Here is a 13,249-nt window from a genome sequence, read left to right on the forward strand (position 1 = left end):
GCGACACGCTCACTCTCCTTTTATGTACGAACAGACAGGGGTTAATTTATGCGGGTTTCAGGCAGTAATGTTCGATCAGTTCCCGCAATAGACGCACTGTAGGCGTCAAGCGTGACATTTCGAGGTACTCGCCCGGCTGGTGAGCACAGGCGATATCGCCAGGGCCCAATACCAGGGTTTCACACCCAAGGCGCTGAAGATAAGGCGCTTCGGTGCCGAACGCCACTGCTTCGGCACGATGACCGGTCAATCGTTGCGCCACACGCACCAGTTCGGCGTCTTCCGGTTGTTCGAACGGCGGCACTTCGGGGAACAGGGGCGCGTAGTCGATCTTGACCTTGTGGCGCTCGGCCAGGGGTTCGAGCTTCTGCCGGATGGCCGCGCGCAGCACTTGCGGGTCCATGCCCGGCAACGGCCGCAGGTCGAATTCCAGTGAACACTGACCGCAAATGCGGTTGGGGTTGTCGCCACCGTGGATACAGCCGAAGTTCATGGTCGGCTGCGGCACGCTGAATTGCGGGTTGCGGTATTCACGCTGCCAGGCCAGGCGCAGACCGCGTAATTCGCCGATGGCATCGTGCATCGCTTCAAGAGCGCTGTGGCCCAGGCTGGGGTCCGACGAGTGGCCACTCTGGCCCAGGATGTCGATGCGCTCCATCATCACGCCTTTATGCAGGCGGATCGGTTTGAGCCCGGTGGGCTCGCCGATCACCGCCGCGCGACCCAGTGGGCGCCCGGCTTCGGCCAGCGCTCGGGCACCGGACATGGAGCTTTCTTCATCGCAGGTGGCGAGGATCAGCAACGGTTGCTTGAAGGGTTGGTCCAGCAGCGGCAACACCGCCTCGATGGCCAGGGCGAAAAAGCCCTTCATGTCACAACTGCCCAATCCTACCCAGCGGCCGTCGACTTCCGTCAGTTTGAGCGGATCGGTTTTCCACAGCGCGGCGTCATAAGGGACCGTGTCGCTATGACCGGCCAGCACCAGCCCACCAGGGCCACTGCCGAAGCTGGCCAGCAAGTTGAACTTGCCGGGGCTGACTTGCTGGATGTCGATGGCGAAACCCAGGTCCCCCAGCCAACTGGCGAGCAAATCGATCACCGGGCGGTTGGTCTGGTCGAGAGACGCTTGGGTGCAACTGACCGAGGGCGCGGCAATCAAGGCGGCGAACTGCTCTTTCATGGACGGTAACGGCATGCGCGGTCTCTCAACTTCCCGGATGAGCCCCACTATAGAGCCATCTGCACGACACAATAAACCGTTGCGGCACGTTGCCGGGCTCAGTCCTGTACACTGCACGACCTTGGCAGCCACACTTTTCCCCGGCTGCGCTCCCGATCCTGGATTTTCCGGCCATGCAGAAAGAAACCGAAATCAAGCTCCGCGTCAGCCGCGAAACACTCGCCGCGCTGCGTGAGCACCCGTTACTGAAAAAACGCAACAAAAGTGGCTGGGAACGCCGTGAGTTGATGAACCAGTACTTTGACACCCCCGAGCGCGACCTGGCCCAGGCCAAAGTCGCCCTGCGCCTGCGCAAGGACGGTGACGAGATCATCCAGACCCTCAAGACCCGTGGCCAGAGCATCGCCGGCTTGTCGGAACGCAACGAGTACAACTGGGACCTGCCCAAAGCCAAGCTCGACGTGAAGAAGCTCGACGGCGAATGCTGGCCCGAGCAACTGGCCGAGCTGGACAAAAAAACCCTCAAGCCGATCTTCACCACCGACTTCGTGCGTGAACGCGCCGAAATCGCCTGGGGTCGCGGCAAGGCCAAAGTTGTGATCGAAGCCGCCCTGGACCTGGGCCACGTGGTGGTCGGCAAGCAGAAAGAAGAAATCTGCGAGCTGGAACTGGAACTGCGCGAAGGCGAACCGGCGGCCCTGCTGGAGCTGGCCGCCGAGCTGGCAGCGACCCTGGCCCTGATGCCCTGCGATATCAGCAAGGCCGAGCGCGGCTACCGTCTTTATGACGCCAGCAGCTACTCCCTGAGCCTGCCGGCGCCGCAGATCCACGCCGAAATGCCGCTGGACGATGCCTTCGCCGCGATCATGTGGCACCTGCTGGGCAGCAGCCAGCGCCTGGCTGAGCAATACCGTTTCAATGGCCACTGGCGCCTGCTGCAAGACTGGGTCGACAACCTCGGCGAACTGCGCGCCCTGATCGGCAGCCTCGGCCAGGCCGCACCGCGTCAATCCACCAGCGAACTGCGCAGCGTACTCGATGCGTTGCTGGAAGACTGGCGCCCGCTGGTCCAGGCCGGTGACGACGATGAAGACATCCGCAAAGCTGCGCCGGAGCAGTTCGTCGAAGAATTGGACGACGTGCGCTGGGGCCTGTTCTCACTGAACCTGTCGCGCTGGCTGCTGGCTCGCACCTGGACTGCCGACCGCAACGTGCGTGGCAACCGCCAGGGCGCCGCGCAGATCACCAACTGGCTGCCGCGCCTGCTGGCCGAGGACGCCGTCGCCCTGCAACTGCCACGCTACCAGCAGCAGCCGGAAGACCTGGCCGAGCAACTGCCGCGTATCGAACGCATCCAGGCGTGGCTGCACCATGCACGCCAGGTGGTGGACATTCCGGAGCTGGACCGCTTGTACGGCGAGCTGAACAAGTTGGCGCAACTGGCCAACCAGCCGATTACCGATGAGTCGCTGGATGCGCGGATGCACCAGGCAATTGCGGTGTATCAGAACCGGGCCTGGAAGACCCTGCTGCGTCTGTAAGATCGCTATCGCGGCAAGCCCGCTCCCACGTTGGAATGCATTCTCCTGTGGGAGCCGGGCTTGCCCGCGATGAGGCCTTCCCTGTCAGCGCAATACTGGCAGGCTGGTGGTGGACTTGATCTCCGACAACGCCACAATCGAGTTGACCTCCTGAATCCCCGGCACCATCGACAACTTCTCAAAGAAAAACCGCTCGTACGCCTCGATGTCCGACGTCACGATGCGCAGCAGAAAATCCACCGCCCCCATCAGCACATAACACTCCAATACTTCTGGAAAGCCGCGAATCGCGTCGGTGAACTCAGTGAAGTTGGATCGGCCGTGGGCGTTGAGTTTGACCTCGGCAAAAATCTGCGTGTTGAGGCCGATCTTCTTGCGATCCAACAGCGTCACCTGGCCGCGGATAACCCCCTCCTCCTTGAGCCGCTGAATACGCCGCCAGCATGGCGATTGGGACAATCCCACCTGTTCGGCGATCTGTGCGCTGGAGAGCGAAGCGTCCTCTTGCAACAGGGCCAGGATGCGACGGTCGTAGACGTCCAACTCGCTGTGCATAAAAATACCTTTCACTTTCGTAATATTGAATTGATCTATTCGATTTCGCGCATATAAAGCCCATCTTAGATAAGAAATCTCCGTTGGCGAATGTAAAAATTCCTCCAGTCGAATCTGGAGAGTCAGCATGCACACCGTCGAAACCACTCACCCTGCTGCCCGCGTCGATGCGTGGGCTGTCACCAGCGCTCATTGCGAGGCGCATTACCAGATCGTCGCCGAGGCGGAGCCCGATGTGTTGTGCCGGGTGCTCAACTACTTTGCGCTGCAATTCCTGACCCCTCGGCACGTCAGCGTGAACCGGGAAGACGACCTGCTGAGCATCGATATCGTGATCGATGGTTTGAGCTGGCATCGGGCCCAGGTCATCGGTGAAAAGATTCGAAACCTGATCAGCGTGTGTGCGCTGGACCTGTGGCCGGCTGATTGCGTGGGGCCTGCGGCGATGGTTGCAGCCGCTCAGTAAAGACCTGCAACACACGCTGGGAGGAGGAAATCCAGGGGCTGGCTAGCCTGAAATTTCATCCAAGGCTACCCAGGATTCCCTACATGGCTGTTGATCAGCGATTGGAACTGCATGCGTTGCTGCCGGACTTGGTAGCGAACGGTTTGATAACCCCCGACACCGCGCAGCGGTTATCGGCGATGCCGGCCAGCGACACCCAGCACCCGTTAGAGTGCATCGCCGCCCATGGGCCGTCCCTGGAAACCCTAACCCAATGGCTGGCCCGGCATGTCGGGCAACCTTACCTGCGTATCGACCCGCTGAAGATCGATGTCGCAACGGTGGTGCCGCTGATGTCCCACGCGTTCGCCCAGCGCCACGCCATTCTGGCCGTGGCTGTGGATACGCACACCGTCACCGTCGCCAGTGCCCAGCCCCACGTCAGCAGTTGGGAGTCCGGGCTGGCGCAAGTGCTCAAGCGGTCGATCAAGCGCGTGGTTGCCAACCCCCAGGACATTCAGCGGTGTATCAGCGAGTTTTACCGGTTGGCGAAGTCCGTCAGCGGTGCGGATCAAAAGGTCGCAGTGCCTGGGAATTTCGAGTTGCTCAACCTGGGCGCCAGCGAACAGGAGCCGGACGCCAATGACGCGCATATCGTCAATATCGTCGACTGGCTGTTGCAATACGCCTTCGCCCAAAGGGCCAGTGATATTCATATCGAGCCTGGCAGTGAGCAGGGCCGGGTGCGTTTTCGCATTGATGGGCTGCTGCACGACGTCTACCAATTTCCACCCCAGGTGACGATGGCAGTGGTCAGCCGCCTGAAAAGCCTGGGCCGGATGAACGTGGCAGAAAAGCGCAAACCCCAGGACGGCCGGGTCAAAACCAAAAGCCCGGCCGGTGCGGAAGTTGAGTTGCGTCTGTCGACGTTGCCGACGGCCTTCGGCGAAAAACTGGTGATGCGGATTTTCGACCCCCAAGTGCTGCTCAAGGATTTTGACCGGCTGGGTTTGTCCACCGAGGACCAGCAGCGCTGGCACGCCATGACGAGCCAGAGCAACGGCATCATCCTGGTCACCGGCCCTACCGGCTCAGGCAAAACCAGCACCCTTTACACCACGCTCAAGCAACTGGCGACACGGGAACTCAACCTGTGCACGGTGGAAGACCCGATCGAGATGGTCGAGCCGGCGTTCAACCAGATGCAGGTGCAGCACAACATCGACCTGACCTTCGCCAGCGGTATCCGCGCCCTGCTGCGCCAGGACCCGGACATCATCATGATCGGCGAGATTCGCGACCAGGAAACCGCAGAAATGGCGATCCAGGCCGCGCTTACCGGGCACTTGGTGCTATCGACGCTGCACACCAACGATGCGCCCAGCGCTATCAGCCGCTTGCAGGAACTGGGTATCGCTCATTATTTGATCAAGGCCACCCTGTTGGGCGTCATGGCGCAGCGCTTGGTGCGAGTGCTGTGTCCTCATTGCAAGCGCTCGACGGGCGATGCCCACGAGGCCATTGGGTGTGGGGAATGCCGCAACAGCGGGTATCGGGGACGCGCAGGGGTCTACGAAGTCATGGTATTGGATGAGTCGATCAAAGCACTGATCACTCCCGGCGCCGACGTGCAGACCCTGCGCCGGGCAGCTGTTGCGCAGGGCATGCGCAGCCTGCGCATGGCCGGAGTGAGCAAGGCGCAAGCGGGGCTGACCACAATGGCCGAAGTGTTGCGAGTAACGCCTGGGGACTCGGTAACAAATCCTTTGATTACAGCTCGCTGAAAGCGTTCTTATCGGTGACAACCCCGTTACAATCGGCCGAACGCCGTTTAACTGACACCATCAGATAGGGAATCGCTATGCAGATCGGAACCGTACTGCTTCTTTTCGTAGGTTTGGCCGCCGCCATATTATTCATGGGCTTCAAGGTGGTACCTCAGGGCTACCAATGGACGGTCGAGCGTTTCGGCCGTTATACCAACACCCTCAAGCCCGGCCTGAACATCATCATCCCGGTCATGGACCGCATCGGTCGCAAGATCAACGTGATGGAAAGCGTGCTGGATATTCCACCCCAGGAAGTCATCACCGCCGACAACGCCACCGTGCAGATCGACGCTGTGTGCTTCTTCCAGGTGGTCAATACCGCCCAGGCCGCCTACGAGGTCAACAACCTCGAACACGCCATCCGCAACCTGCTGCAAACCAATATCCGTACCGTCCTGGGCTCCATGGAGCTGGATGCCATGCTCAGCCAGCGTGACGGCATCAACGAAAAACTGCTGCGAACCGTGGATGAAGCCACTGCTCCGTGGGGCATCAAGATCACCCGTATCGAGATCAAGGACATCAGCCCGCCCGCCGACCTGATGGCTGCCATGTCCGGCCAGATGAAAGCCGAGCGGATCAAACGTGCACAAATCCTTGAGGCCGAGGGCCTGCGGGCGTCGGCGATCCTGACTGCCGAAGGCAAGAAGCAGGCACAGATTCTTGAAGCTGAAGGTGGACGCCAAGCCGCGTTCCTGGAGTCTGAAGCCCGTGAGCGTCAAGCAGAGGCTGAGGCCCGTGCCACACAGGTTGTTTCCGAGGCCATCGCTACCGGTAACGTGCAGGCCATCAACTACTTCGTTGCGCAAAAATACATCGACGCCCTCGGCAAACTGGCCTCGGCCAATAACAGCAAGGTCATCCTGATGCCGCTTGAAGCCAGCCAAGTGATCGGCGCGGTCGGCGGCATCGGCGAGATCGTCAAGGCCACATTCGATAACAAGAAAGGCTGAGGCACTCGCCATGTGGGATTTCCTGCAGCACCTTTCATTCTGGGATTGGCTGGCGCTGGGTACAGTGCTGTTGATTCTTGAGGTATTCGGCGCCGGTGGTTACCTGCTGTGGATGGGTATCGCAGCGGCTGCCGTGGGCGTGATCAAGTTCCTGGTGCCACCACTGGGGCTGGAGTGGCAACTGCTGCTGTTCGCCGTATTGTCGATATTGACGGCGGTGTACTGGTGGAAACGCCAGCGCAGCAGCGCCAAGGCCAGCGACCAACCAGGGCTCAACGAGCGCGGCTCGGAGCTGGTCGGCCGCGTATTCGTGGTGCATGAGGCGATCGTGGGCGGTCGGGGCAAGGTAAGGATCGGTGATGGTGTATGGATGGTGACCGGGCCTGACAGCCCTGTGGGCGCTCAAGTCCGGGTGGTTGGCCTGGATGGCGTGATTTTGAAGGTAGAAACTGTTTAGTCAGTGATGGAACTCGGTTGGGCTAACTACAATCAAACGGTACAGATCACCCACCCGGAGTCACTCATCATGCGTCTCAAATATGCTGTCGCTACCCTCGCTGTGCTTTCCCTTCCTGTCGGTTCAGCCATGGCCGACAGTTTCTGGCGCAATGTCATCTCGTCGGGCGCCACCACCGGCTCGACGTACCTGACCTTCAAGGACCACAAACTGGTCGTTGCCGCACAAGACGACGCTGGCAGCTTTGTTGCCAGCGACGGCGGCATCCGCGGCCCGTACCTGGAAGCCGCCATGCAGAAAGTCCGCGCCGACAACCCTGGCCTGCAGGCCACGGATATGGAGCTGGCTAACGCTATCCTCGCTAAAAACGCTGTCACCGAGTGACATCCACACTCTGAAAAATGCCGCTTTCGAAGCGGCATTTTTTTGCCCGCTGCATGACGATTCATTCACAGGCGACAGGCTATATTCAGTCAGGCCGTGCAACCATGCCGGTACTGATACCTCCTGTACTCATCGCAAACCTGAAACGGATGCCTTCGTCGTTATGAGCCAACTGCCCTTTCTGCCGTTCTCCAAACCCACCATTGATGAAGCCACCATTTCGGCGGTGGGCGATGTATTGCGTTCGGGCTGGATCACCAGCGGGCCAAAAGTGCAGGCGTTCGAGGCGCAACTGTCGGAATACTTTGGCGGGCGCCCCGTGCGCACCTTCAACTCGGGCACCTGCACCATGGAGATTGCCTTGCGCATCGCGGGTATAGGGCCAGGGGATGAAGTCATCACCACACCGATCTCCTGGGTGGCGACTGCCAACGTGATTTTGGAAGTGGGGGCCACGCCGGTGTTCGCCGATATCGACCCCATCACCCGCAATATCGACCTGGGCCAGGTTGAAGCCGCGATCACCCCGCGCACCAAGGCCATCATCCCCGTGTACCTGGCCGGGCTGCCGTTGGATATGCCGATGCTGTACGCGCTGGCCAACAAGTACAACCTGCGCATCGTCGAAGACGCCGCCCAGGCGCTGGGCTCCAGCTGGGACGGCGAGCGCATCGGCGCCACCGGGGACTTCGTGTCGTTCAGCTTCCAGGCCAACAAGAACATCACCTCGTCCGAGGGCGGTTGCCTAGTGTTGAATAATGCCGAAGAAGCACGCCTGGCAGAAAAATACCGCCTGCAGGGCGTCACCCGTACCGGCTTCGACGGCTTGGATGTGGATGTACTGGGCGGCAAGTTCAACATGACGGATATCGCCGCCGCCATCGGTCTGGGGCAGTTTGCACATATCGAGCAGATCACCGCCCACCGCCAGAACCTGGCGCGACATTACTTCAAATGCTTCGGCAGCGACTTTGAAGCGCAATACGGTGCACAACTGCCGCCGGCAGATTTCGAAAACAGCAACTGGCACCTGTTCCAACTGGTGCTGCCGGAGCGTCAGGACGGCCTGCCCGCCCGCGCCACCTTCATGGAGCAGATGCAGGCCCATGATGTCGGCATTGGCTATCACTACCCACCGATTCACCTGCTGAGCCTGTATCGGGCGCAGGGGTTCAAGGAAGGCATGTTCCCGGTGGCGGAAAAGGTTGGGCGCTTGATCGTGTCGTTGCCGATGTTCACGGCGATGACAGAGGCCGATGTGGAGCGGTCGGTGGCGGCGGTAAAAGCAGTCCTGAGAGCAAACTGAACAATCACGGCTGACCTTGTTTGAATGTGGGAGGAAGCAAGCCCCTCCCACATAGGTCTTGCGTTTACTCGCCGATAGCGGCTTTGTAGCCAGCAGCATCCAGCAGTTCTTCCAGTTCAGCCGGATTGCTTGGCTTGAGCTTGAAGATCCAGGCACCGTACGGGTCGGAGTTCAACAGCTCGGGACTGCCACCCAACTCCTCGTTGATAGCAATCACTTCGCCAGCAATCGGCGAGTAGATGTCTGAAGCGGCCTTGACCGACTCCACTACACCCGCTTGATCTCCAGCGGCAAACACCTTGCCCACTTCGGTTAGCTCAACAAACACCACATCCCCCAAGGCTTCCTGGGCATGGTCGGAGATACCCACGGTCACCGTGCCGTCAGCTTCCAGACGGGCCCATTCATGACTCTCGGCAAAACGCAGGTCGGCCGGGATATTGCTCATAGTCTGTGTCCTCAGAAGTAGTGTCAGCGGCCATCGGCCTGCCGGAAATAGTTAGATCAAGGTTTTGCCATGGCGCACGAAGGTCGGTTTGACCACTCGAACCGGGTACCACTTGCCGCGGATTTCCACTTCGGCCCGATCGGCCGTCGCCATCGGTACACGCGCCAAGGCAATGGATTTGCTCAGCGTAGGGGAGAAACTACCACTGGTGATCTCTCCTTCGCCAACATTGGCGATACGAACCACCTGATGAGCGCGCAAAACCCCGCGTTCCTCCAGCACCAGCCCCACCAGTTTGAACTGCACACCTTCAGCCAACTCAGCCTTCAACGCCGCACGACCGATGAAATCGCGCTCGGCCGGTTCCCAGGCGATGCTCCAGGCCATGTTGGCCGCCAGGGGTGAAACGTCCTGGTGGATGTCCTGGCCGTACAGGTTCATGCCGGCTTCCAGGCGCAGGGTATCCCGTGCGCCGAGGCCGATAGGCGAGATACCGGCCCCTACCAGATCGTTGAAAAATCCCGGCGCCTGATCGGCAGGCAGGACAATCTCCAGACCGTCTTCGCCGGTATAACCCGTGCGGGCGATAAACCAATCGCCGTCGGCCTGGCCTTCAAAAGGCTTGAGCTGGTGAATCAGGGTGCTGCGGGACTGGGTGACCAACTCGGCAATCTTCTGCCGGGCATGGGGGCCTTGAATGGCTAGCATGGCCAACTCGGGCCGCTCGGCCAATTGCACTTGGTGGCTGCCCACTTGCGCCTGCATCCAGGCCATGTCCTGGTCACGGGTGGCGGCGTTGACCACCAGTCGGTACCCGGCTTCAATGCGATAGACGATCATGTCGTCCACCACGCCACCCTGCTCGTTGAGCATGGCGCTGTACAACGCACGGCCACAGCCATGCAATCGTTCGACATCATTGGCCAGCAGGTACTGGAGCCATTCCTTGGCCTGGGGGCCGGTGACGTCGATCACGGTCATATGAGATACATCGAACATCCCGCAGTCGCGTCGCACCTGATGGTGTTCTTCAACTTGCGAGCCGTAATGCAAAGGCATATCCCAACCGCCAAAATCGACCATTTTCGCGCCGAGGGCGAGATGCAGGTCATACAGAGGCGTACGCTGTCCCATGGGTTTCTCCTTCCGGGCTTGGCGAAGGTGCGCAGCGTTGCTGTTCGTGCTGAAGACCTTGAATTACAAGGGCTTCAGCCACGTACAGCGACCCGATCCGAAAGGCGGAGCGCACCGAATGCCGCGCATTGTAGCCTCAAGCCGTAGGACTGACACCTAGCCGATTGGTCGGGCGGAGCGTCGGATCAACCCGATCACTGGCAACAGGCCCACCAGCACCAATGTCAATGCCGGCAGCGAAGCCCGTGCCCACTCGCCTTCGCTGGTCATTTCAAAGATCCGTACCGCCAGGGTGTCCCAGCCGAACGGGCGCATCAGCAGAGTCGCGGGCATTTCCTTGAGCACATCCACAAACACCAGCAGCGCGGCACTCAGGGTGCCGGGCAGCAACAGCGGCAGATACACTTTGCAAAACAGTCGCGGCCCACTCACGCCCAAACTACGCGCCGCTTCCGGCAATGAAGGCCGGATCCGCGCCAGGCTGTTTTCCAGCGGCCCATAGGCCACCGCCAGAAAACGCACCAGATACGCCAGCACCAGCGCAGACAGGCTGCCCAGCAGCAACGGCTTGCCGGCAAGCGGGACTACCAGTTCGCGGTCCAGATAGCTGAACGCCAGCATGATGGACACCGCCAGCACCGAACCCGGCAACGCATAGCCAACATTGGCCAGGCTGATACCGGAGCGAATCACCCGAGTTGGCGCCAGGCGGTTGGCGAAGGCCAACACCAACGCCACGCTGACCGTGATCAGTGCCGCGATGCCTCCGAGATAAAGCGTATGGACGATCAGGCCCGAATAACGCTCATCCAGGTCGAACCGGCCGCGCTGCCAGAACCAGACGATCAACTGCAGCACCGGAATGACAAAGGCACACGCAAACACCAGCCCGCACCACGCGCTGGCGGCAGCGGCCTTAAACCCGCGCAAGTGGTAGAGCGCCTTGCTCCGAGGCCGCTCATTACCGGAACGACTCGCGCCACGGGCGCGCCGCTCGCCGTACAGCACCAGCATCACCACCAGCAGCAACAGACTGGCCAGTTGGGCTGCGCTGGAAAGACTGAAAAACCCGTACCAGGTTTTATAGATCGCAGTGGTGAATGTATCGAAGTTGAACACCGAAACCGCACCGAAATCCGCCAGGGTTTCCATCAGCGCCAGAGCCACACCCGCGCCAATCGCCGGCCGCGCCATCGGCAGTGCCACGCGCCAGAACGCTTGCCACGGTGATTGCCCAAGTACACGCGCCGCTTCCATCAAGCCTTTGCCCTGAGCCAGGAACGCCGTGCGCGCCAGCAAGTAGACGTAAGGGTAGAACACCAGCACCAACACGATGATCACGCCACTCGTGGAGCGCACGCGAGGCAGGCGCAGGCCTGTGCCAAACCATTCCCGCAACAGGGTCTGCACGGGGCCTGCGAAATCCAGCAGGCCGACAAACACGAACGCCAGCACATAGGCGGGAATGGCAAACGGCAGCATCAGCGCCCAGTCGAGCCAGCGCCGTCCGGGGAATTCGCAAAGGCTGGTAAGCCAGGCGAGGCTGACGCCCAGCAGGGTTACGCCGACGCCGACGCCCAGTACCAGCGTCAGGGTATTGCCCAGCAGGCGGGGCATCTGGGTTTCCCAGAGGTGGGACCAGATCTGCTGGTCGATGCTTTGCCAGGACAGCAACAGCACGCTCAGCGGCAGCAGCACCAAAGCGGCGACGCTGAAGACCGGCAGGTACCAGCGGCGTTGGGCGGGGTGGGCCAAAGGTCAGCTCTCGTCAGATGAATAACTTGAAAACAGCACATGCCAATGTGGGAGGGGGCTTGCCCCGATAGCGGTGGACCAGTCAATGATGAGTAGACTGACACTTCGCCATCGGGGGCAAGCCCCCTCCCACATTTTGATCTACGGCGTCCTACAAATTGTACTTAGTTCCAGCCGGCGCGATCCATCAGGCGAATGGCTTCTGCCTGACGCTTGCCCGCCACTTCCACCGGCAAGGTGTCGGCCACGAACTTGCCCCAGGTAGCGACTTCAGCCGACGGCGGCACTGCCGGGTTGGCCGGGAACTCCTGGTTCACATCGGCAAAGATCTTCTGTGCTTCAGGCGTGGTCATCCACTCCACCAGTGCCTTGGCGGCTTCCGGGTGCGGCGCGTGCTTGGTCAAGCCAATGCCCGACAGGTTCACATGCACGCCACGGTCGCCCTGGTTCGGCCAGAACAGCTTCACCGCCAGGTCCGGCTTCTGCTTGTGCAGGCGGCCGTAGTAGTAGGTGTTGACGATGCCCACGTCGCACTGGCCGGCATTAATGGCTTCCAGCACCGCGATATCATCGGAGAACACATCGGTAGACAGGTTATTCACCCAGCCCTTGACGATTTCTTCGGTCTTGGCCGCGCCGTGGGTTTCGATCAGGGTTGCGGTCAGCGACTGGTTGTAGACCTTTTTCGCCGTGCGCAGGCACAGGCGGCCTTCCCACTGCTTGTCGGCCAAGGCTTCGTACGTGGTCAAGTCGCCCGGTTTTACCCGGTCAGTGGAATAGGCGATGGTCCGCGCACGCAGGCTCAAGCCGGTCCAGGCGTGAGTGGACGAGCGGTATTGCAGAGGAATGTTCTTGTCGATCACCTTGGAGGTGAAGGGTTGCAGGATGCCCATTTGCTCGGCCTGCCAGAGGTTGCCGGCATCCACGGTGAGCAACAGGTCGGCGGTGGCGTTTTCGCCCTCGGCCTTGATGCGCTGCATCAGCGGGGCTTCCTTGTCGGTGATGAACTTGACCTGGACGCCGGTCTTTTGGGTGTAGGCGTCGAACACCGGCTTGATCAGTTCGTCGATGCGCGAGGAGTAGACCACCACTTCGTCGGCTGCCTGCACGGTGGTGCTGCCGATCAGGGTGAGTGCCAGGGCAGTCAGGAGGCGCTTGGGTGCCAACATGGGTGCGGTCTCTCATTTGCAAAGTGAGCGCAAATGATAGGGACTGGCATTTGGTAACGCTCGGCGGAGGCGTTACCAGATGTTGCATGGCTG

At 60.6% G+C, this 13,249-nt stretch carries 13 protein-coding genes; 7 read left to right on the forward strand and 6 right to left on the reverse strand.

Annotated elements, in window-relative coordinates; genetic code table 11:
- Positions 1-46: 46 nt before the first annotated feature.
- Complete coding sequence (argE, locus tag AB3G88_RS27155; RefSeq protein WP_480452466.1) at positions 47-1,195, reverse strand: acetylornithine deacetylase; 1,149 nt, start codon at positions 1,193-1,195, stop codon at positions 47-49.
- Between the two features lie 158 nt (positions 1,196-1,353).
- Between argE and AB3G88_RS27160 the strand changes: the two genes are divergently transcribed.
- Complete coding sequence (locus tag AB3G88_RS27160) at positions 1,354-2,721, forward strand: CYTH domain-containing protein (RefSeq protein WP_191946740.1); 1,368 nt, start codon at positions 1,354-1,356, stop codon at positions 2,719-2,721.
- An 84-nt stretch (positions 2,722-2,805) separates the two neighbouring features.
- On the opposite strand, the gene AB3G88_RS27165 is transcribed toward AB3G88_RS27160, so the two are convergent.
- Positions 2,806-3,276, reverse strand: coding sequence for an Lrp/AsnC family transcriptional regulator (locus AB3G88_RS27165; RefSeq protein WP_033897555.1), 471 nt, complete (start codon positions 3,274-3,276; stop codon positions 2,806-2,808).
- 127 nt (positions 3,277-3,403) lie between these two features.
- On the opposite strand from AB3G88_RS27165, the gene AB3G88_RS27170 reads away from it, so the two are divergent.
- The 6 genes from AB3G88_RS27170 (at position 3,404) to AB3G88_RS27195 (ending at position 8,650) form a co-directional block, all read left to right on the forward strand.
- Positions 3,404-3,742: an ACT-like domain-containing protein gene (locus AB3G88_RS27170; RefSeq protein ID WP_480452469.1), complete on the forward strand. Its 339-nt coding sequence runs from the start codon at positions 3,404-3,406 to the stop codon at positions 3,740-3,742.
- A gap of 83 nt (positions 3,743-3,825) precedes the next feature.
- Positions 3,826-5,505, forward strand: coding sequence for a GspE/PulE family protein (locus AB3G88_RS27175; RefSeq protein WP_112192709.1), 1,680 nt, complete (start codon positions 3,826-3,828; stop codon positions 5,503-5,505).
- Positions 5,506-5,582: 77 nt separating this feature from the next.
- Positions 5,583-6,503 (forward strand): SPFH domain-containing protein, encoded by a 921-nt coding sequence (locus AB3G88_RS27180; RefSeq protein ID WP_032884271.1) that lies wholly within the window; start codon positions 5,583-5,585, stop codon positions 6,501-6,503.
- A 10-nt stretch (positions 6,504-6,513) separates the two neighbouring features.
- Positions 6,514-6,960, forward strand: a complete 447-nt coding sequence (locus AB3G88_RS27185) for an NfeD family protein (RefSeq protein WP_099585923.1) — start codon at positions 6,514-6,516, stop codon at positions 6,958-6,960.
- A 69-nt stretch (positions 6,961-7,029) separates the two neighbouring features.
- The gene (locus AB3G88_RS27190; protein WP_003176799.1) at positions 7,030-7,344 is read left to right on the forward strand and encodes a DUF2388 domain-containing protein; all 315 of its coding nucleotides are present in this window, start codon (positions 7,030-7,032) and stop codon (positions 7,342-7,344) included.
- A 163-nt stretch (positions 7,345-7,507) separates the two neighbouring features.
- Positions 7,508-8,650, forward strand: coding sequence for a DegT/DnrJ/EryC1/StrS family aminotransferase (locus AB3G88_RS27195; RefSeq protein ID WP_400529130.1), 1,143 nt, complete (start codon positions 7,508-7,510; stop codon positions 8,648-8,650).
- Positions 8,651-8,714: 64 nt separating this feature from the next.
- Here the strand turns inward: AB3G88_RS27195 and gcvH are convergent, their stop codons facing one another.
- From gcvH to AB3G88_RS27215, 4 genes are all read right to left on the reverse strand, one after another.
- Complete coding sequence (gcvH, locus tag AB3G88_RS27200) at positions 8,715-9,098, reverse strand: glycine cleavage system protein GcvH (protein WP_191946738.1); 384 nt, start codon at positions 9,096-9,098, stop codon at positions 8,715-8,717.
- Between the two features lie 51 nt (positions 9,099-9,149).
- Positions 9,150-10,232, reverse strand: coding sequence for a glycine cleavage system aminomethyltransferase GcvT (gcvT, locus tag AB3G88_RS27205; RefSeq protein WP_480452473.1), 1,083 nt, complete (start codon positions 10,230-10,232; stop codon positions 9,150-9,152).
- A gap of 156 nt (positions 10,233-10,388) precedes the next feature.
- A complete protein-coding gene (locus AB3G88_RS27210; RefSeq protein ID WP_099585927.1) occupies positions 10,389-11,987 on the reverse strand; it encodes an ABC transporter permease in 1,599 nt (532 codons plus the stop codon).
- A 164-nt stretch (positions 11,988-12,151) separates the two neighbouring features.
- Positions 12,152-13,156 carry an extracellular solute-binding protein gene (locus AB3G88_RS27215; protein ID WP_158879195.1) on the reverse strand — a complete coding sequence of 335 codons (1,005 nt, stop codon included), beginning with the start codon at positions 13,154-13,156 and terminating at the stop codon, positions 12,152-12,154.
- Positions 13,157-13,249 lie beyond the last annotated feature (93 nt).

The organism is Pseudomonas arvensis (genome assembly GCF_056688935.1).

Bases quoted from the DNA above. Each gene is read 5' to 3' on its own strand.
- argE (WP_480452466.1), bottom strand. From the start codon at position 1,195: ATGCCGTTACCGTCCATGAAAGAGCAGTTCGCCGCCTTGATTGCCGCG.
- AB3G88_RS27160 (WP_191946740.1), top strand. From the start codon at position 1,354: ATGCAGAAAGAAACCGAAATCAAGCTCCGCGTCAGCCGCGAAACACTC.
- AB3G88_RS27165 (WP_033897555.1), bottom strand. From the start codon at position 3,276: ATGCACAGCGAGTTGGACGTCTACGACCGTCGCATCCTGGCCCTGTTG.
- AB3G88_RS27170 (WP_480452469.1), top strand. From the start codon at position 3,404: ATGCACACCGTCGAAACCACTCACCCTGCTGCCCGCGTCGATGCGTGG.
- AB3G88_RS27175 (WP_112192709.1), top strand. From the start codon at position 3,826: ATGGCTGTTGATCAGCGATTGGAACTGCATGCGTTGCTGCCGGACTTG.
- AB3G88_RS27180 (WP_032884271.1), top strand. From the start codon at position 5,583: ATGCAGATCGGAACCGTACTGCTTCTTTTCGTAGGTTTGGCCGCCGCC.
- AB3G88_RS27185 (WP_099585923.1), top strand. From the start codon at position 6,514: ATGTGGGATTTCCTGCAGCACCTTTCATTCTGGGATTGGCTGGCGCTG.
- AB3G88_RS27190 (WP_003176799.1), top strand. From the start codon at position 7,030: ATGCGTCTCAAATATGCTGTCGCTACCCTCGCTGTGCTTTCCCTTCCT.
- AB3G88_RS27195 (WP_400529130.1), top strand. From the start codon at position 7,508: ATGAGCCAACTGCCCTTTCTGCCGTTCTCCAAACCCACCATTGATGAA.
- gcvH (WP_191946738.1), bottom strand. From the start codon at position 9,098: ATGAGCAATATCCCGGCCGACCTGCGTTTTGCCGAGAGTCATGAATGG.
- gcvT (WP_480452473.1), bottom strand. From the start codon at position 10,232: ATGGGACAGCGTACGCCTCTGTATGACCTGCATCTCGCCCTCGGCGCG.
- AB3G88_RS27215 (WP_158879195.1), bottom strand. From the start codon at position 13,156: ATGTTGGCACCCAAGCGCCTCCTGACTGCCCTGGCACTCACCCTGATC.